Here is an 18,825-nt window from a genome sequence, read left to right as displayed (position 1 = left end):
TCATGCATTTCTGATCCGCCGCACTGTTCACCAGGCAAGCCTGTACGTTTGTGTCGGGACAAAAAGCTGCCGCTAGTCTTGGCCATCATGGGCATTGCTGCCGTGCCAATTCAATTTTACGAGCGTGATGCGTAAAGCCCCCTGAATTTTATTCGGGGGATATAAGCGAATAACCGAATTGATTCGGTGGTGATACAATAAAAGCGTTCGCTAGCGCGAAGTAAAATTCCGGGGTGAGCACCTTATGGGCAGGGCGTTGTCCATTGGGCTAGGCAAGATAAGACGGGCTACGCCTGCAATTGCTGTCTGAACCCAGAATCCCCCGTCATTTATGCGGGAGAGTACGTCAAAAGATTGGCGGTTACTCGTCTCCTCTCTCCATCGCCCCGCAAGTGCTTGGCATAACTACGAGGGGGACTCGCACCCGCCCCGCTTTCATCCCGTCACTCGCCTTCGGCAGAGTGCGGGGCTTTCACGGAGAATCTAAAATTTCATCCCAGCCCGCCACCCTCCTATCCCCAATCGATCTGGAGGTCAAATGCGAGGAAGAGGGCGAAAGAATGATAATCTGTAGAGTGGAAAATTTCACATTCGTTTAACAACGTGTGAGTCATCCGTTCCGGAGTCGCACACCCTAAAAACACCTTGTGCAATCATCCTGAGCATCCTGCTCACTCCGTTGAAAGCCTGCCGTGACGAACACGCCTCGCCTGCCCCCATTTCTCGGTCAGCCCGTGAGCGTTCCCCCCGTCGGCAATCATCGCGATCTGTCAACACAGACGGTGATGGTTCGGTTTTCATCGTCTTGAGACCCCTGACCCGCTGCCCCTACAACCCTAGTTGCACGGTACGTCAGACCCCTTGAAGATCCGTTAAGACTCACCTAAAGACTGTATAGCAAATCTGAGCATGGTAGCCACAACAGAAAAGACAAACATCGGAAGAATTACACGAGTAATCGGCCCTGTTATCGATGTCGAGTTCCCCAGCGGTCAAATGCCGCAAATTTATAATGCCCTCCGCATCGCCGGTACAAATGCAGCGGGCAATGAAGTCGCTGTCACCTGCGAAGTTCAACAACTGCTGGGCGATCACCAAGTTCGTGCCGTTGCGATGAGCAGCACCGATGGACTCGTGCGCGGCATGGAAGCTGTGGACACCGGCGGTGCCATCAGCGTACCGGTGGGGAAAGCAACCCTAGGACGGATCTTCAACGTTCTAGGTGATCCTGTCGATAACAAAGGGGATGTGAACGCGGAAGCCTCCGCCCCGATTCACCGCTCTGCACCGCTCCTGACTGAACTTGATACCAAGCCCACGGTGTTTGAAACCGGGATCAAGGTGATCGACCTCCTCACCCCCTATCGTCGGGGTGGCAAAATCGGTCTGTTTGGGGGAGCCGGGGTTGGCAAAACCGTGATCATGATGGAATTGATCAATAACATTGCCATTAACCACGGTGGGGTGTCGGTCTTCGGTGGTGTGGGGGAACGAACCCGTGAAGGGAATGACCTCTACAACGAAATGATCGAATCCGGCGTAATCAACGCGGAAAACCTCAATGATTCTAAAATTGCCTTGGTGTACGGGCAAATGAATGAACCGCCTGGGGCACGGATGCGGGTCGGTCTGTCGGCCTTGACGATGGCGGAACATTTCCGGGATGCCAATAAGCAAGATGTGCTCTTGTTTGTGGACAATATCTTCCGGTTTGTGCAAGCGGGTGCGGAAGTGTCGGCGCTCTTGGGTCGGATGCCCTCCGCTGTGGGCTATCAGCCTACCTTGGGGACGGATATGGGGGATCTGCAAGAACGGATTACCTCCACGAAGGAAGGCTCGATCACCTCGATTCAAGCGGTGTATGTGCCTGCGGATGACTTGACTGACCCGGCTCCGGCGACCACCTTCGCTCACTTGGATGGGACGACGGTGTTGTCACGGGGCTTGGCCTCGAAGGGGATTTATCCGGCGGTTGATCCCTTGGGTTCGACCTCGACGATGTTGCAACCGAATATCGTTGGGGATGAGCATTACGGTACGGCGCGGGCGGTGCAATCGACGCTGCAACGCTATAAGGAATTGCAAGATATCATTGCGATTCTGGGTCTTGATGAATTGTCGGAAGACGATCGCCGCACGGTGGATCGCGCTCGGAAGATTGAGCGTTTCTTGTCGCAACCGTTCTTTGTGGCGGAAGTGTTCACCGGTTCTCCGGGTAAATATGTGCCCCTTGATGAAACGATTAAGGGTTTCCAAATGATCCTGAAGGGTGAGTTGGATGATCTGCCGGAGCAAGCGTTTTATTTGGTGGGTAACATCGATGAAGCGATCGCAAAAGCCGAGAAACTGAAGCAAAAAGGCTAAACGTTGACTCCATAACCCTTCTGTTGCCGGGGTCAATGCTCGGTAACAGAAGGGTTCAGCGTTCTCAATTTGGTTGAACTAATCCGCAGTGAAGTAAGAGCAATGTCATTAAGTGTGCGTGTAATTGCCCCGGATAAAACCGTGTGGAAGGGAGAAGCCCAAGAGGTTATTCTGCCAAGCATTACGGGGCAAATTGGAATTTTAGGTGGTCACGCGCCGCTATTAACGGCCCTAGATATTGGGGTGATGCGTGTGCGGGCTGAGAAAGATTGGCAGGCGATCGCCCTCATGGGTGGGTTTGCCGAAGTGGAACAAGATCAAGTGACGATCTTAGTCAATGGGGCTGAACAAGGCAGCAAGATTGACCAAGAGACCGCCAAACAAGAGTATGAAGCGGCCCAAGCTGCCGTGAATGCGGTGGGTGCTGAGGATCGCCAAGGCAAAATCCAAGCGAATCAAGCGCTGCGACGGACGCGATCGCGGTTTCAAGCCGCTGGCGGCATGACTAAAAGCTAAACAATTTTAGAGAACCCGCCAAAAACAAGACGCTAGAGTGCAATGCTCTAACGTCTTCTTTTTTGGCGGGTTCATGCCTTCAGCCTAGACTGATGCAGCATTCCACAGGCATTGAGCCTAGTTGCTGCCCGTGAAGACCACTTCCGGGAATTTGTCTTGAGCCACATTCATCGGCGTGCGCTTGCCTTCTTCTTGCCAGTAGTTGATCACTTCGGTGGCTTGGTTGAGAAGGGCAATCCGCTCAGATTCGTTAATCCAGTGTTTGGATTCAAGTTCGGTTTTGAGTTGTTCCCAGGCATCGTTACGGGGCCAGAAATAATAGGGGGTGAGGGGACTTGTTCCTTTGCCCACAACTTGATCGACGGCAATTGCCACATTGGCATCGAGCCATAAAATTTTCAGAATAAAGCGCGCTGACTCCAAGTAAACCTCCGAAATTAATGTTCTGTGTAGGGTTAAGCTATAAGTTCACAATTTTACAATTGTATCGCAGTTTTCAAAATTCGGCGGCACTGTCGTCTAGATAGTCTGAAGCACAGTACAAAACGAGCATGATTATTTTTGATATTGATGGGGTGATTCGGGATGTGACTCAATCCTATCGACGAGCGATCGCAGATACCGTCGAGCATTACACCGAGGGCAATTTTCGCCCCACCCTCCATGATATTGATCAACTCAAAAGCGAAGGGGCTTGGAACAATGACTGGGAAGCGTCCCAAGAACTGATCTATCGATATTACGAGGGGCAGGGGCGCGATGGGTGGGATCGCCCCACCCACCCCCTCGACTACGCCGCCCTCATCGACTTTTTCCAAGCCCGCTACCGTGGCCAAAATTGGGACGGCTACATCACCACCGAACCCCTCCTCGTCACCCCAGCATATTTCCACACCCTCACCGCCGCTCAAATCCCTTGGGGCTTCTTCAGTGGCGCAATGCGAGACGAAGCACTCTACGCCCTCAGCGATCGCCTCGGCCTCGATCATCCCCCCCTCTTTGCCATGGAAGACGGCCCCGGCAAACCCGACCCCACCGGACTGTTCGCGGTGATGAATCACTTAGACCCCAGCAGCACCCAGCCCGTCTGCTACGTGGGGGACACCGTGGGCGATTTACAAACCGTACAACAAGCCCAGGCCCAGGCCCAAGCCCAAAGCCGCGATCGCTCATTCATCGGCATCGGCATCCTACCGCCCCACGTCCAAACCGATCCCCACCATCGCGCCGCCTACCGGGACACCCTCAAAACCCATGGCGCGGCCTGTGTTTTGGCGAATGTGATGGACTTAACCCCGGAGCGTTATCACCTGCTTTTGGGGTCATCCTGACGAAAGAGCCAGGGGCTGATGGAGGTTAACGATTTCATCCGGTCAACGAAAAGGATCTCAACCTCTAGCGAGCAAGATGCTCGCACTGCGAAATGACCGAATTATTGGCTTAAGTTTTATAGCGGATTGCGAAAAGATGAGAACGCGACTTCCCCCTTTAAAAGGGGGATTGAGGGGGATCTTTGTACCGCAATTTTATGAAAACCGCTATATAAGCCGTCTTGTCTGGCGGTAAGCGTAGACAAGGCAGTTTTTTCACCTTTGTTTCAGATACCTGCTACTGCACCGACACAGAACCCGCTGCACAGCTTGCGCCGTCTGCGGTTACTTCGGGCATTTCGGGGGCGGTGGTGCTGTTTTCTTCCGTTTCACAGAGAATGCCTTGGGTGATGCCCTCGTCATCAATGTAGACCAAGCCGGTGAAGCTCTTGGCCTCGTCGCCTTGGGCAGAGCCGGTGATCATGACGCTGTTGTCGGCTAAAGCCATTTCGTAGGCGTAGTTTTCGTTGTCGGGACTGATGCTTAAGCCGAGGTCTTCAAAGCTGTCGGTGAAGGCTTCGTTTTCGGCGTAGTAGGCCTGTTGACCACTCATCAGCGCACTGACGGATAAGACCCCTTCAGAGGCAGCGGCGCGAGCGGCGTTGTTTTCGAGTTCTTCGGCGAGGCTGATGATTTTGGTGTCTTCGGGAACGGCGGTTGCTTCGGACACGCGCTCGATGGGAATTTCGTAGGCAATTTTTTCAGGACTCAGGCCTTCGGGGGCGATGAAGTACACTTTTTCATCGTCGCTGAGGATAAACTGCACCGATTCGCCGGTATCGGGGTTAACGAATTCCCAGGTGCCTTGCCAATTGGTTCCTGCTGAACGGCTACAGGCGCTGAGGGCACTGAGGCAGAGGCTGGAGAGAAGAACCCATTTAACGGCGTTCGATGGCATTAAGTTCATAGTAATTGGTCGATTTCACATACAACAAGCCTGACTGCGATCGCTGTTTGAGTCTATCAATCACAGGAGGCTTCTTTATCTTAGCGGCGATTTTTGCGATCATTGCTGGGATGGAACGAGCCTGGGCGAAGGGGAACGTTATCCTAGGATGGGGAACCTTCACGCTGAACGATCGCAATGGATTGGCAGGAAACGAGTAATAACTGGGTGTTAATTCCGCCCCAGCCCGTGGGGATAGTGCATTTTCTGGGCGGGGCGTTTGTGGCCACAGCGCCGCATTTGCTCTATCGCAGCTTGCTCGAAGCCCTCGCCCAGGCTGGCTATGGGATTATCGCCACACCTTTTTTTACCCTCGAAACTCTTGATCATCAAGCCATTGCCCGCAATGTCTTGAATCGTTTTGAAACGGCCTGCGATCGCCTCATCCAGCGTCAACTCCTACCGCCCAATCTGCCCATCTACGGCATCGGTCACAGCATGGGCTGCAAACTGCACTTGCTGATCAACAGCCGTTACCCCGTTGAACGGGTGGGCAACGCGCTCATCTCCTTTAATAACTTTCCCATTGACCGCTCCATCCCCTTTGCCGATCGCCTCCAACTCCGCACCAGTTTTAACCTTGACTTTACTCCCACCCCCGCCGAAACCCTAACGGTGATCAAAACGGACTACCCAGTTCAGCGTAACTTGTTGATCAAATTTCGCCGCGATGACATCGACCAAACCTACGACCTCGCGCCGATTTTTGAAGCCCGTTTTGCCGAGCAGACCCGTTTTCAAATCTTGCCCGGAACCCACACCACCCCCCTCAGCCAACGTTTGAATTGGAAAGCCGGTAAAGCCTTTACCCCCCTCGATGCGATCGGGCAATGGGTAAAGCAAGAAGTCTCTCGCGATCTTGATCGCCTCCAACAGGAATTGCTGCACTGGTTGCGCGGGTAATGAGTTGCAAACCCAACCCATCACGACCCATCACAACGCGATCCATTGCCCTCGCATCGCCTGCCTCACATTGCCTTAAGTCACTCCCACCCCAGATTCGCAAGTTTATGTTAACTTGAGTTTCAATAATTGTTAGGTCTGATAAGGGGACATGATGAGCTTTGAACTACCGGAATCTGTAAAAGTCTATTCCCAATTTTTTCACCCGATTCTGATGTGGGTCTTACTCGGACTCTCCATTTATGCGTTTTATCTTGGCTCCCAAAGTCGCAAACTGCGCAAAGCCGATAAAGAAGTCCGCAAAGAAATGATTGGCAAAAAATTCACGGAGCGTCACTACCGCATCGGTTCGATTTTGCTGGCGTTGATGGTGACGGGCACAGTGGGCGGTATGGCAGTGACCTACATTAACAATGGCAAGCTTTTCGTTGGCCCCCATTTAATCGCGGGTCTGGGCATGACCGCAATGATTGCGATCTCTGCGTCTCTTGTGCCGTTCATGCAGAAGGGCAATAATCTCGCACGAATTACCCACATTTCCCTGAATATTTTCCTCTTGGGGCTGTTTGGCTGGCAGGCCTTTAGTGGGATGGATATTGTGACTCGGATTTTGGGGAGCTTCTAAGCGTCGGTGGTTTCGGTCTCACCGTCGGCAGCATCGTTTGAGGTGATGTGAACAAGACGGCGCGATCGCTTCGGCGGCAACGGTAAGCCCATCCGGTCATGAAAGTCTTTTTGGACGGTCTGGGTGAGGCGGGGCGAAATTTTACGGACAATCTGGGTGAGGAGGCGATCGCCGGTCTTTTGGATTAAATCGCGGGGCAGTTTTTCGATAAACAGGGGAAACCGCAAGCGGACATTGAGGGTTAATCCCCATTCCACCTTAGTCACCTGAGATGCGATCGCCTGATTCACCGGCCAATCCAACTCCGTCGAATTCACCCCCTCAATCGTCATCATCGCCCGATAGTCCACGTCATAACCCGGCGGCGTATAGTCCGGGACAGGAATACTGTACATGGTGTACGTCCGGTCTTCCGGAGGGGCCAACACCACCGCCATTTTAGGCTCAACCTCATAGCCAAACGCCCCAAAATGCCCCACAGTCAACACATAACCATTATTCCCCAACGGTTCAGCCGTCATTGGCTGGGCGCAGTGCTTGAACCAATGTTCATGGGCATTGAGGTAATTCTCAACCCGCTCTGGTTCACCATACATATCCATATTGCCCCGGAACTGGGTCCTAAACGCAAACACAGCCTCCCCAGCCGCCTGCTCCTGTTCCGCAGCGCCGTGATCCGTGGACTGGGTGGATGAATGGTTTTCTCCCAACGCAACAGGATCTGGAATTGCATCGACGGATGATGAGTCTGCACACGGAAACTGCATAGGACACCTGAGAGTAGGGCAGAATGACTTCAACTTACTCTATTATCCTAAACTCAACCCATTTAATTGTAAGGAACGTAACGAATGAAAGCTTTTGTTGCTGGCGCAACCGGACGCACCGGCCGTCAAATTGTCCAAGTTTTGCTCGAAAAGGACATCGCCGTTTGTGCCCTCGTGCGCAGTCTTGAAAAGGGTCAAACTGAATTACCTCAAGGGGTTGAACTCGTCGAAGGAGATCTCCTTAACCCCCCATCCTGGCAGGCGGCGTTAGCTGATTGTGATGTGGTGTTTTGTGCCGTTGGTGCAGCACCATCCCTAAACTTCACAGAACCCTACCAAGTCGATTACGTTGGCACAAAACACCTCATTGATGCCACGGAAAAACAGGGCATCGAACGCTTTATTTTAATTTCGTCCCTCTGTGTTTCGCAGTTCTTCCATCCGCTTAATCTTTTTTGGCTCGTGTTGTTTTGGAAGCAGCAGGTGGAACAGTACCTGCAAAAAACAGGACTGAAGTTTACGATCGTGCGACCCGGTGGACTCCTTGATACAGATAATGCTGATCCGCTGGTGGTGGCTCAGGCAGATACCTTATTTGAGGGGCGCATTCCCCGCCGGAAGGTGGCTGAGTTGGCGGTCGAATCTCTGTTCTATGACGATAGCCAGTACAAAGTTATTGAAACTGTTGCCCAACCGGAGGCCCAGCCGCAGTCTTGGGAACACCTCTTTCGCACCTTGGCTGCGTAACGCGGGCTGAGGCATCAATAATCCCCTCAAGTTTGTTGCTCTAAGCGGTTTGAGGGCAGATCCTCAATCGCCCCAATCCCTGGGGCGGGTTGAGGTTCAGTCGGCTATGATCCAAGGCTTGCGGGCGATCGCCCCCGTGGAGAATGTATCAAAATGAACTTTTTTGAGGATTAGTGCTAAATTTAACTTTTATGAAGTAACGCAACAGTTTCCTAGAAAACTATACAATCATTTACACAGACCGCCAGCCCTTGACCCACCCACGATCGCACCGCTAAAACATACCATTGGATGCTCAACTCTCTATCTGTATTTACGCCAAGGCCGATCCCCTGATTCGGTCTCTTTCGCAGCAGCTAGGGAGCGATCGCTACATCTGCCATCTCTTTAGTCAACAAGCTGAACTCCTCAGCTTCATCGCAGATCAAAAAACCGACATTGATTGCCTCATTATTCAAAACACCGAGGCAGATCTTAGCGTGCTCAACGAACTCTACGCCCACGGCATCCTCCTGCCCATCGTCATCATCGAACCCGCTCAATCCCAAAACACCGCCACCGAGCACAAGGATCACGGACGACTCCTCAACCCCACCCAATACCTCTATCACACCGGAGAAGTGCGACTCCTCGGCAGCGAAATCGCCCAGATTGCCACCACCATTGATCGGGCGATCGCCCAATTCCTCAAACTCACCCCCACCCGTCCCCCCAGCACCGACCCCCCCCGCCCAGCCCCCCAAGAGGATCCCCCCAGCTTCCTCATCGTCCAACAACGCCGCCTCGCCGAAAAACTCCAAGAACGCCTCGGCTACCTCGGCATCTACTACAAACGCAACCCCCAAGACTTCTTCCGCAACCTCTCCCGCCACGACAAACAAACCCTAATCACCGAACTCAAAGCCAACTATCGCGACATCATCCTCAACTACTTCGATACCGATTACCCCCTCAATCAACTCATCGATCAACTCGTTAACCGCGCCTTCTTCGCCGACCTCTCCGTCTCCCAAATCCTCGAAATTCACATGGATCTCATCGACCAGTTCACCCAACAACTCAAGCTCGAAGGCCGCAGTGAAGACATCCTCCTCGACTATCGCCTTGCCCTCATCGACATCATCGCCCACCTCTGTGAAATGTACCGCCGCTCCATCCCCCGCGAAGACATTCCCTTTGAAGTCTTCTCTCGCCATGGATAACTAGCCTTAATCCCTTAGAATTATCTATACTCAAATTCCGTTTCCCATTGCCCACCACATGATCTATGAGTCCTCCCAAAAAAACGTATGTTCTCAAACTCTACGTTGCCGGAAATACACCCAACTCAGCACGGGCCCTCAAAACATTGAAAGGCATCCTTGAGCATGACTTTCAGGGAGTGTACGCCTTGAAGGTGATTGATGTCCTCAAAAATCCCCAACTAGCAGAAGAAGACAAAATTTTAGCCACACCAACACTTTCAAAAGTTCTCCCGCCCCCCGTCCGTAAAATTATCGGCGACTTATCAGATCGCGAAAAAGTGCTGATTGGTCTAGACTTACTATATGAAGAGATCAATGATGAGTAGTGATTGATCTCTGGCGAAAAACATATCCCACCATTACACTTTTAAAACCATTATTGCTGCACCTAAAAAAGAATGAGTCATTTTGATTCTAGTGAATCACCGACATCGGAAAAAACTCTGGTTGGTGTCCGCAAAATCCAAACTTTAATTGAAGGATTTGATGAGATTAGTCATGGTGGCATGCCAGTGGAGCGGACAACCCTCGTCAGTGGAACATCCGGAACCGGAAAAACATTACTGGCGATCCAGTTTCTTTATAACGGCATCAAGCATTTCGGCGAATCCGGTGTTTTTGTCACCTTTGAAGAATCCCCCGCCGACATTATCACCAATGCCTATAGTTTTGGCTGGGATTTACAAGAGCTAGTCGATGATGGCAAGCTCTTTATTCTCGATGCCTCCCCCGATCCTGAAGGGCAAGAAGTGGTGGGTAACTTTGACCTGTCTGCCCTCATTGAACGGATTCAATATGCGATTCGGAAATATAAAGCCAAGCGGGTTTCCATTGACTCCGTCACAGCCGTTTTCCAACAATACGAAGGGGCATCGGTTGTCCGGCGCGAAATCTTTCGATTAGTGGCTCGCCTCAAGCAAATTGGGGTCACCTCGATCATGACCACGGAGCGCGTCGAAGAATATGGGCCGGTGGCCCGATTTGGGGTTGAAGAATTTGTCTCGGATAATGTGATCATTATTCGCAACGTTTTAGAAGGTGAACGGCGGCGGCGCACCATTGAGATTTTAAAATTGCGGGGGACAACCCACATGAAAGGGGAATACCCCTTCACCATTACCAATGATGGGATTAACATCTTCCCCCTCGGTGCGATGCGCTTAACCCAACGGTCGTCGAATGTCCGGATTTCTTCCGGGGTGAAAACCTTGGATGAAATGTGCGGCGGCGGCTTCTTCAAAGATTCAATTATTCTCGCTACAGGGGCGACGGGGACTGGGAAAACCCTCCTTGTGAGTAAGTTTTTACAGGAAGGGTGCAACCAGGGTGAGCGGGCGATTTTATTTGCCTATGAAGAATCACGGGCCCAACTGTCACGAAATGCGAATTCTTGGGGGGTGAACTTTGAAGAAATGGAGCAGAAAGGGTATCTCAAGCTGCTTTGTAACTATCCTGAATCGGCAGGATTAGAGGATCATTTACAAATGATCAAGTCAGAAATTGAGGAATTCAAACCGTCGCGGATTGCGATCGATTCCCTATCGGCATTGGCGCGGGGGGTTACCAATAATGCGTTCCGTCAGTTTGTGATTGGCGTGACGGGCTATGCAAAACAGGAAGAAATTACCGGATTTTTCACGAATACAACGGATCAATTTATGGGGTCAAACTCCATTACAGAGTCCCACATTTCAACGATTACCGACACGATTATCATGCTCCAATATGTGGAGATTCGGGGTGAAATGTCACGGGCGATCAACGTCTTTAAAATGCGGGGATCGTGGCATGATAAGGGGATTCGAGAATATAGCATTAATTCTGAAGGCCCTGATATTAAGGATTCGTTCCGGAATTATGAGCGTTTAATTAGTGGTTCACCGACTCGCATTATGGTGGATGAAAAAACCGAGCTTTCCCGGATTGTGCGGGGGGTGCGCGATAAAACGATTGATGAGGATTTGGGTTAAGGCCGAATCTGTGCAATGTTTGCCTGCTGTCGCTTGATCGAAGCGGCGCGATCGCACATCCCACGGCTCTGTATTCCCATGATCTGGGTGGTTAGGATAGTTTGAAGACGCTCAACGCTGGAGTGATTAACGCCCCAAGGCGTGGAGAGCATTGATTTTTTCCGTACAGAGGGCGGTGGTCGCCTCTAGATCGGCCCGCTTGCTGGAGGCGGGGGGGGGCAATAGTTCACCCACGCGGATGGTGAGGGGGGTGGGGCGGGGTAGGGGCGACCCTTTAACGAGAATTTTCTCGGTTCCCCACAAACTGGTGGGCAAAAGGGGGGCGTTGAGTTTGGCGGCGAGCAGTGCCGCCCCCAGTTTCGGATCGGTGACGCGACCATCGGGGGTGCGCGTACCTTGGAGAAAGATCCCAACGGCCCAACCGTCGCGACTGGCTTGGATCGCGGCTTTGATGGCGCTGCGATCGGCGGCTTGGCGATTGACAGGATAAGCACCGTAGAGGCGAATCATCGGGCCGAGAATGGGAACGTTAAACAGTTCTTCCTTGGCCATGAAGGCGACGGGGCGTTCTAGGGAGGTGGAGAGGAGGGGCGGGTCAAAATAACTGGCATGGTTTGAGACGACCACGAGGGGGCCAGAGCGGGGCACGCGCTCCACATTGTAGATCCGACCTTGAAAATAGGTGTTGTAGACTGGGGCGATGATTGACCATTTCGTGCCGGAGAAGAGGGCCAGGCTAATGAGGGGTTCGCGATCGCGCTGAATAGGAGTCGCTTCGGACATAGGACAGTGGGGCTGATTGCGGATAAGCTAACGCCCTATTTTTGCACATTCCCTTCTAGGGATCTTCGCTCTGCATCGTAGTTTTACGGCGGCGGGTTTGGTAAATGGGGACGGGGCGATCGATGCCTTTAAAGTTGCGATCGCCCAACAGATAAAACCCCGCCCGCCTCGTCAAGCGGTTATAGGTATCAGCGGAAATCACACATTCACTCGGCGGACAAATCCCCTCCATCCGTGCCGCCAAATTCACCGTCGCCCCCAACACCGTATAGTCCACCCGTTGAGAACTGCCCACATCGCCCACCACCGCCCGACCACTATTAATCGCCACATGCAACTCCAACGGCTCCGCCCAGGCCCCCGACGCATTAAGTTGATCCAAACGCTTCAGCATCCCCAACGCCGCCCGCACCGCCCGATCCGCATGATCCTCTTGGGGGTCAGGCGCACCAAAAAACGCCATAATACAGTCGCCAATAAACTTATCCAACGTCCCGCCCATGGCAAAGACAAACTGCAACATTTCCTCAAAAAAGCGATCCAGCATCTGGGCAATTTGGGACGGGGTCATCCGTTCCGCCATCGCCGTAAACCCGACAATATCCGCGAAAATAATACTAATTTCCGTCTCAATCGGATCAACACGCCCCTGATCGATCTTGCCGCGAGCAATCAACTGCTGCACCACCGCCGGAGAATGGTAACGCTCCAATTGTTGGCGAATCCGTTCTTCCCCCTGCAAACGACGGCGCAACAACCACCGCTGCACACTGTAGGCCACCAAATTCGCCACCGTCGAGAAAAAACTGAGGTCTTCTTCATCGTTGGCTGCATCGCCCGACTCCATCAGCCGTAAATTCGCATCGGCATACAAGACCCCCACCACTTGGTTTTTATCCCAAAGGGGAACGGCCAAAGCCCCCCGAATGCCCTTAGCCAGAATACTCTGTTCCCCTTCAAATCGTTCATCGGCTTGGGCATCGACGGTTTTAATCGCCACCTTATCGCTAAACACTTTCTTGCAAATACTGCGGCTGATCCAGCTATGGCTATGGGTTTCGGTGGCGTTGCTTTGATGGCGGGCGGCGGCATCCACGAGGCGCAGCGTGCCGTCACCCTCCACATCCACGAGGAGGGCGAGGCGTTGAATATCGTTCAGTTCTTTAAAAATAATGCTCTGCACTTTCTCAAAGATGGCATCAATGGATTCTGCTGAACTCAAACCCTTAGAAATTTCCACAAGATATTGCAGACGGGCGATCATCCGCTGCTGGGTACTAAAGGTTTCGTCGGCATAATCGACATTGAGCCATTGCTGTTGGAGTTCTTCCGCGCTGCGCAGGATGGTGTGTTGGGTGCGGGACGAGACTTGGGTGCGTCGGGCGGCGTGGGTTTCCACGAGGTAGACCATGATGAATGCATTGCCGATCTGGATCGCATCATTATGTTCAATGCAGTGGGGGCCTTGGAGGAGCACTTGATTCACCACGGTGCCGTTGGTACTGCCGAGATCTTCAACAAACCACTGCCCGTCACGATTTTGATAAATGCGGCTATGGTGGCGAGAGACTTCTGAAAAGGGTAAACAGAGGTCGCATTCTGGCAATCGGCCGACGATTAATTCTCCATGGCTCAGGCTCAAGACTCGCTCTGGATTGCCGTCTATATGAATACGGAGCTTCAGTTCCGCCATAGATTCTCCGCCATAGATTCATCCACTCCCAAACGGGTATCAAGAGGATCGCCTCTCCATAACTACTCTACTCAAGAAAGTCAGGATGATTCGGATAGTTATCAAGATCCTTTCGGAAAAGGAGGTGCGATCGCACTTCCCCCATTCCCCCCAGAGAACGGATACAGTCCCAACTCGCCAGCACCGATCGATGTAGATTAAGCCCTGGCACGCTTAGAGCACAGTCATTTTATTTGGTTGTCATCGTCCAAACCCCATCCCAATCCTTCACGGGCGGGTTTTTGATGAAGTGCTGACAGCGACCCATATGGAGGTACGACGCTTTATCATTGGGGAACACTTCGAGAACCGTGGCAAAGTAGGGCAGTGCCAGGGAGAAGTTTTGGGACTTATACAGGTCTCGACCCCGGCTATAGAGTTCGATCACCTGCTCATGGTGGGAGGGCAAGGGCTGCCCCACTTCTTCGACGAGTTCAAAGACGCTCACCGGCTGGGTTTTTCCTTTCACCCGAATGCAGTCGAGTTCCCGCACAATCAGGTGTTCGTGACATTGGCGATAGGTGTTTTCGCTGATCACGATGTCACAGCCGTATTGCTTACTAGCCGCCTCTAAGCGGGAACTGAGGTTAACCCCATCCCCGATCGCGGTGAATTCCATCCGCTTACTCGAACCAATGTTGCCGCTAATGACCGTATCGGAGTTAATCCCAATCCCGATTTTGATGATATCTTTGCCGGCTTCAGCCCGTTCATTGTTATACACTTTCAAACGGCGGCGCATATCCAAGGCACTTTTGGAGGCCATGAGGGCGTGATCTTCGAGCTTGTTCGGCGTTCCGAACACCGCCATCATCGCGTCCCCGATGTATTTATCCAAAATGCCTTTGTGGTCAAACACCGCTTCCACCATGCTTTCAAAGTATTCGTTAAGCATGCTGACCACTTCTTCAGCGGTGAGGCGTTCCGTGAGGCTGGTGTAGCTGCGGATATCGGAGAAGAGGACGGACACTTCTTTGCGATCGCCCCCCATTTGAATCTCGCCACCATCGAGCAACTGCTCCGCCAACTCTTGGTTCATGTAGCGATACATCGTGCTCTTGAGCCGCTTCTCATCGCTGATGTCATCCATCACCACCAACGCCCCAGAGACTTGGCTCTCGTCGGCGGCATCTGCGATCGTATTGATCGACAGGTTCACACTATGTTCATTACCGCCCGCCGCAATAATGGTCTGATCCGGATAATACTGTTGACGATCTTTGAGGTCATTGGGCGCAAGGGCACGCTCAAAGGATTCCGAGAATTCACCCTTCTTCGCCACATCGGCCTTGTCCGTCACCTCTTTTCCCTTGATTTCGAGCAATTCGCTCATCATCTTGCCTTCAATGGGATTGTCCTCAGAAAAACCGAGCAGGGCTTTAGCGCGTTCATTGGCCGCCAACACCATGCCGTTTTTATCTGTGGAAATCACGCCATTGGTCAAGCTGCGCAGGATATCCCGCTGCATTTGTTCCTGTTGCTTCACCCGGGCGAAGAGCTTCGCATTTTGGAGCGCAACCCCAGCTTGGATGTTGAACGCCCGCATAAATTCTTGGTCGCTGCGGTTGAAGCTCGCTTTCCAGCATTCCGGCGGTTCAGGCCAGTTCTCTGGATTGTAGGGGGGATGGTCGCCCTGCTTGAGTTTGTTCACCAGTTGGGTCACACCAATCAACTGCTTATCGGAGTTATACACCGGCATACAAAGCAGGCTACAGGTGCGGTACTTGGTCGTTGCGTCGGTTTTCTTCGAGTTTTCCGCGTCGGGGTGATTGTACAGGTCAAAGCCAATATTGAGCACTTCTCCCGTTGCGCCCACTCGACCGGCAAACCCGACCCCTAGGGGAACTCGCAATTCTAAGGTTTTGCCATCGGGCAGGGCAATTTTAGTCCAGAGATCATTTTTCTCATCGTCGATCAGCCAGAGGGTGCTGCGATCGGCGTTCATCAGTTTTTTCGCCGCGTCCATCACCGTGCGGAGGGTGGTGTCGAGGTCTAAATTCCCTTTGCTGAGGGAATTGGTTGCTTCGATCAGGGCGTTGGCGGCGCGTTGACGTTGGGTGGCTTTATAGAACGATCGCGACGATTCCAGAATCAGCCGAATCGAGGGGGCGAAGTTCTCGAAAACATCAAGATCGTTTTGGGTGAAGCCGGTGTGGGAGATGCGATCGTCTAGGGGCGCATCGGGATCAAAGCCCGGCTCTAGCTTATTGATCAGTTGAACCACCGCCACCAATTCCTCGTCCTCATTCAGGAGCGGCAGGGCCAACATGGAGTAGGTGCGATAGTGATTGCGCTTATCAAATTCTTTCGCGGCTTCGGAGCGTGGATCATCGTAGAAATCAAAGGGAATATTGATGACATGCCTGAACTGAGCCACTTCCCCGGCGATGCCGCGCCCCACGGGAATCCGAATCTCGATGGGTTTGCCATCACTGCCCTTCGCGACAATCGACCACAGTTCGTCTTGGTCGTCGTCGAGGAGATAGATGGTGGTACGATCTGCGCCGAGGAGTTCCCCGGTTTTGAGGGTGATCGATCGCAACATTTCATCGAGAACCGCGTCAAACCCCTGGCTGTCGATGATGTTATCGAGCAAGCCCAGGGTTTGATTCACCACTTTCAGCTTGTCTTCCACCTCCACCACGACCTGCTGAAAACTGTCTTTGTTCAGCGGAGCCAGGAAGTTAGAGAAGGTTCCCGTGGGTGTGACTAACGCACTGCTAGAGCCGTTACTTTCTCCCCCGCCGCTCTGCACTACATCGACATCCTGTTCAGGAAAAACGTCAACGGTTTGCCCGGTATACTCAAGTTTTGTGGGCGGTTGAGATGCAGCAGTCATAGCTCTCTACAGTGTCTAGGTCTTGGATCGAGTTGGGATTATTTTAACGGTTAAACTTCGGACGCGATCATCAACTCAGCTTTATAATACTGACAATTTTCCTTTAGTCTACCCATTGCCCCCTGTTTACGCCTGATCTTAATCCTTCATCAATCTTCACACAGGCATGGAACGATCGCAGCTTCCGCCTCGGTGTGCGATCCCACGGGTTGGGGGGACGCGGCGCGGTTAGGTGCGTTTTGCATGGGCTTGGCTGAGGAGGGATTCGGCAAAGGCGATCGCATCTTGGGCCGAGTGACCGCCCGTGAGTTGGGCGAGTTCGGCTTTGCGGCTGTCGTGGTGGTCGAGGCGGGTGACGCGCACGAGGGTACGGGGGGCGGATTTTTGGGATTTGTCCACCTGTTTATCAACGCGAAAATGGGCATCGGCCAGGGCGGCGATCAAGGGCTGATGGGTAACACAGAGGATTTGATGGCTCTGGCTGAGGTGGTGGAGTTTGGCGGCGATCGCCTGGGCCACTTTCCCGGACACCCCCGCATCAATTTCATCAAAAATCAGGGTTTTCCCGGCCTGGGTCTGATCCCCAGAGAAACAGGCTTTGAGGGCGAGGAGAAACCGACTCATTTCCCCCCCCGATGCCGTTTCGGCCAAGGGGTGCAGCGGTTCGCCGGGGTTGGGGCTGAAGTAGAACGCCACCTGATCCGCGCCGTGGGCGGTGGGTTCAATCGGGAGGAGGCGACAGTCAAACTGCACTTTGTCCATGGCGAGGGGTTTGAGTTCGCGGACGAGTTGTTTGGTGAGGCGGTGGGCGGCGCGATCGCGCTGGTTGTGGAGATGCTCGCAGGCAGTCATTAAGATTTGATAACATTCCTGCTGGGCCTGTGCCAATTGATCGAGGGATTGATCGCCGTCGGTTAAGTCATGAAGTTCTGATGCGATCGCATCGGCATGGGCGATCACATCGGGAAGATCGGGGCCATATTTACGACAAATCTGCCGCAGGGTGGTGAGGCGGCGTTCGACTTCGGCGAGGCGTTCCGGGTCGGATTCGAGGCTGTCGCTGTAGCGGTTGAGCAGTTGCCCCGCGTCGATCACTTGGTTTAAGGCACTTTGCACCATTTCCAAGACCCCCGCTAGTTGGCTGTCGTAGTGGGTCATGTTTTCCACTTGGGCCTGTACCTGACCGAGGCGATCGGCGATCGCTTCACCGCCGTGCTCATTTTGGTAGAGGTCTTGATAGGCCTGATAGCCCATCTGCTGCAACTCCACCACATGGGAGAGGCGATCGCGCTCCTGTTCGAGGTGGGTCAATTCGTCGGGGTCATCGAGTTCCGCGTCGGTGAGTTCTTGGTGTTGGTAGCGGAGCCAATCGAGGCGTTGGAGGCGGTCTTTTTCCGATTGGCGGTGGGCATCAAGGGCGCGTTGGGCTTGGCGAGAGGCGGTGAAGGCTTCGGCCACTTGGCTCCGGGTGTTGATTACCGCTGCGCCGCCGTAGCTGTCGAGGAGTTCCCGCTGATGACTGGCGATCAGGAGTTGGGCGGTTTGACCTTGGGCGGTCATTTCTACGAAGCGATCGCGCAATTGGCTCACCAATTTTCGATTCACTAACACGCCATTAATCCGAGATCGCGATCGTAAACTGCCCTGGGTGGCGGAAAATTCCCGACTACACACCACACTATCATCATCAATCAGATCAATTTCCTGCTCTTGTAACCAGAGGCTCAGGTCGTCTGACAGGGCAAATGTCCCCTCCACACAGCCGCGATCGCACCCCGTCCGCAGCAGCCGACTCGTCACCTTCCCCCCCAACACCGCATCAATGGCATCGAGAATAATCGACTTCCCGGCCCCTGTCTCCCCCGTCAGCACCGTTAACCCCGGCCCCAGTTCGAGTTCCAACTGATCCACCAAGGCAAAATTTTCAATACGCAGCGATCGCAACATAAAACGTTCTCCGTTCTCCAGCCACCACAATAGTTAATTTGTACGCTTTAGCATTCTAACCCGCCTTTTCGC

At 53.0% G+C, this 18,825-nt stretch carries 16 protein-coding genes; 9 read left to right on the top strand and 7 right to left on the bottom strand.

The window, feature by feature from the left end; translation table 11 throughout:
- Nucleotides 1-909: 909 nt before the first annotated feature.
- Complete coding sequence (atpD, locus tag SPI6313_RS01245; protein WP_072619360.1) at nucleotides 910-2,364, top strand: F0F1 ATP synthase subunit beta; 1,455 nt, start codon at nucleotides 910-912, stop codon at nucleotides 2,362-2,364.
- Nucleotides 2,365-2,466: 102 nt separating this feature from the next.
- A complete protein-coding gene (gene atpC / locus SPI6313_RS01240; protein ID WP_072619359.1) occupies nucleotides 2,467-2,880 on the top strand; it encodes an ATP synthase F1 subunit epsilon in 414 nt (137 codons plus the stop codon).
- Between the two features lie 117 nt (nucleotides 2,881-2,997).
- Here atpC and SPI6313_RS01235 read toward each other — a convergent pair whose 3' ends face one another.
- The gene (locus SPI6313_RS01235) at nucleotides 2,998-3,303 is read right to left on the bottom strand and encodes a 30S ribosomal protein PSRP-3 (RefSeq protein ID WP_072619358.1); all 306 of its coding nucleotides are present in this window, start codon (nucleotides 3,301-3,303) and stop codon (nucleotides 2,998-3,000) included.
- Nucleotides 3,304-3,431: 128 nt separating this feature from the next.
- On the opposite strand from SPI6313_RS01235, the gene SPI6313_RS01230 reads away from it, so the two are divergent.
- Nucleotides 3,432-4,211, top strand: a complete 780-nt coding sequence (locus SPI6313_RS01230; RefSeq protein WP_072619357.1) for a TIGR01548 family HAD-type hydrolase — start codon at nucleotides 3,432-3,434, stop codon at nucleotides 4,209-4,211.
- A gap of 277 nt (nucleotides 4,212-4,488) precedes the next feature.
- Here SPI6313_RS01230 and SPI6313_RS01225 read toward each other — a convergent pair whose 3' ends face one another.
- Complete coding sequence (locus SPI6313_RS01225; RefSeq protein ID WP_084668833.1) at nucleotides 4,489-5,157, bottom strand: type IV pilin-like G/H family protein; 669 nt, start codon at nucleotides 5,155-5,157, stop codon at nucleotides 4,489-4,491.
- Nucleotides 5,158-5,334: 177 nt separating this feature from the next.
- Here SPI6313_RS01225 and SPI6313_RS01220 point away from each other — a divergent pair, with 177 nt between their 5' ends.
- Together SPI6313_RS01220 and SPI6313_RS01215 are read left to right on the top strand one after the other, a co-directional pair.
- Entirely contained in the window at nucleotides 5,335-6,099 is a 765-nt protein-coding gene (locus SPI6313_RS01220; RefSeq protein ID WP_072619355.1) for a DUF1350 family protein, read from the top strand.
- A 154-nt stretch (nucleotides 6,100-6,253) separates the two neighbouring features.
- Nucleotides 6,254-6,724, top strand: a complete 471-nt coding sequence (locus tag SPI6313_RS01215; RefSeq protein WP_072622938.1) for a DUF4079 family protein — start codon at nucleotides 6,254-6,256, stop codon at nucleotides 6,722-6,724.
- Here the strand turns inward: SPI6313_RS01215 and SPI6313_RS01210 are convergent.
- Nucleotides 6,721-7,491, bottom strand: a complete 771-nt coding sequence (locus SPI6313_RS01210; protein WP_072619354.1) for a DUF1997 domain-containing protein — start codon at nucleotides 7,489-7,491, stop codon at nucleotides 6,721-6,723. The genes SPI6313_RS01215 and SPI6313_RS01210 overlap by 4 nt on opposite strands.
- 84 nt (nucleotides 7,492-7,575) lie before the next feature.
- Here SPI6313_RS01210 and SPI6313_RS01205 point away from each other — a divergent pair, with 84 nt between their 5' ends.
- From SPI6313_RS01205 to kaiC, 4 genes are all read left to right on the top strand, one after another.
- On the top strand, nucleotides 7,576-8,238 hold the full coding sequence (locus SPI6313_RS01205) for an NAD(P)H-binding protein (protein ID WP_072619353.1): 663 nt from the start codon (nucleotides 7,576-7,578) through the stop codon (nucleotides 8,236-8,238).
- Between the two features lie 287 nt (nucleotides 8,239-8,525).
- Nucleotides 8,526-9,440: a circadian clock protein KaiA gene (locus SPI6313_RS01200; RefSeq protein WP_072619352.1), complete on the top strand. Its 915-nt coding sequence runs from the start codon at nucleotides 8,526-8,528 to the stop codon at nucleotides 9,438-9,440.
- Between the two features lie 65 nt (nucleotides 9,441-9,505).
- Nucleotides 9,506-9,808: a circadian clock protein KaiB gene (kaiB, locus tag SPI6313_RS01195; protein WP_072619351.1), complete on the top strand. Its 303-nt coding sequence runs from the start codon at nucleotides 9,506-9,508 to the stop codon at nucleotides 9,806-9,808.
- 72 nt (nucleotides 9,809-9,880) lie between these two features.
- Entirely contained in the window at nucleotides 9,881-11,452 is a 1,572-nt protein-coding gene (gene kaiC / locus SPI6313_RS01190; protein ID WP_072619350.1) for a circadian clock protein KaiC, read from the top strand.
- A gap of 126 nt (nucleotides 11,453-11,578) precedes the next feature.
- Here the strand turns inward: kaiC and SPI6313_RS01185 are convergent, their stop codons facing one another.
- The 4 genes from SPI6313_RS01185 to recN all read right to left on the bottom strand — a co-directional run bounded on the left by SPI6313_RS01185 (nucleotide 11,579) and on the right by recN (nucleotide 18,753).
- On the bottom strand, nucleotides 11,579-12,217 hold the full coding sequence (locus SPI6313_RS01185) for a 1-acylglycerol-3-phosphate O-acyltransferase (RefSeq protein WP_072622937.1): 639 nt from the start codon (nucleotides 12,215-12,217) through the stop codon (nucleotides 11,579-11,581).
- Nucleotides 12,218-12,290: 73 nt separating this feature from the next.
- Nucleotides 12,291-13,928: an adenylate/guanylate cyclase domain-containing protein gene (locus tag SPI6313_RS01180; RefSeq protein WP_072619349.1), complete on the bottom strand. Its 1,638-nt coding sequence runs from the start codon at nucleotides 13,926-13,928 to the stop codon at nucleotides 12,291-12,293.
- Nucleotides 13,929-14,157: 229 nt separating this feature from the next.
- Nucleotides 14,158-16,806, bottom strand: coding sequence for a GAF domain-containing protein (locus tag SPI6313_RS01175; RefSeq protein ID WP_072619348.1), 2,649 nt, complete (start codon nucleotides 16,804-16,806; stop codon nucleotides 14,158-14,160).
- Between the two features lie 228 nt (nucleotides 16,807-17,034).
- Entirely contained in the window at nucleotides 17,035-18,753 is a 1,719-nt protein-coding gene (gene recN, locus SPI6313_RS01170) for a DNA repair protein RecN (RefSeq protein WP_072619347.1), read from the bottom strand.
- Between the last annotated feature and the right edge of the window lie 72 nt (nucleotides 18,754-18,825).

The organism is Spirulina major PCC 6313, assembly GCF_001890765.1.
Classification (GTDB): Bacteria; Cyanobacteriota; Cyanobacteriia; order Cyanobacteriales; family Spirulinaceae; genus Spirulina; species Spirulina major.
Note: the sequence above shows the minus strand (reverse complement) of the source record. Positions and strands in the feature narration are given on the sequence as shown.

What these genes read in the sequence shown, in the direction of transcription:
- atpD (WP_072619360.1), top strand. Translation starts at nt 910, where the DNA reads ATGGTAGCCACAACAGAAAAGACAAACATCGGAAGAATTACACGAGTA.
- atpC (WP_072619359.1), top strand. Translation starts at nt 2,467, where the DNA reads ATGTCATTAAGTGTGCGTGTAATTGCCCCGGATAAAACCGTGTGGAAG.
- SPI6313_RS01230 (WP_072619357.1), top strand. Translation starts at nt 3,432, where the DNA reads ATGATTATTTTTGATATTGATGGGGTGATTCGGGATGTGACTCAATCC.
- SPI6313_RS01225 (WP_084668833.1), bottom strand. Translation starts at nt 5,157, where the DNA reads ATGAACTTAATGCCATCGAACGCCGTTAAATGGGTTCTTCTCTCCAGC.
- SPI6313_RS01220 (WP_072619355.1), top strand. Translation starts at nt 5,335, where the DNA reads ATGGATTGGCAGGAAACGAGTAATAACTGGGTGTTAATTCCGCCCCAG.
- SPI6313_RS01215 (WP_072622938.1), top strand. Translation starts at nt 6,254, where the DNA reads ATGAGCTTTGAACTACCGGAATCTGTAAAAGTCTATTCCCAATTTTTT.
- SPI6313_RS01210 (WP_072619354.1), bottom strand. Translation starts at nt 7,491, where the DNA reads ATGCAGTTTCCGTGTGCAGACTCATCATCCGTCGATGCAATTCCAGAT.
- SPI6313_RS01205 (WP_072619353.1), top strand. Translation starts at nt 7,576, where the DNA reads ATGAAAGCTTTTGTTGCTGGCGCAACCGGACGCACCGGCCGTCAAATT.
- kaiB (WP_072619351.1), top strand. Translation starts at nt 9,506, where the DNA reads ATGAGTCCTCCCAAAAAAACGTATGTTCTCAAACTCTACGTTGCCGGA.
- kaiC (WP_072619350.1), top strand. Translation starts at nt 9,881, where the DNA reads ATGAGTCATTTTGATTCTAGTGAATCACCGACATCGGAAAAAACTCTG.
- SPI6313_RS01180 (WP_072619349.1), bottom strand. Translation starts at nt 13,928, where the DNA reads ATGGCGGAACTGAAGCTCCGTATTCATATAGACGGCAATCCAGAGCGA.
- SPI6313_RS01175 (WP_072619348.1), bottom strand. Translation starts at nt 16,806, where the DNA reads ATGACTGCTGCATCTCAACCGCCCACAAAACTTGAGTATACCGGGCAA.
- recN (WP_072619347.1), bottom strand. Translation starts at nt 18,753, where the DNA reads ATGTTGCGATCGCTGCGTATTGAAAATTTTGCCTTGGTGGATCAGTTG.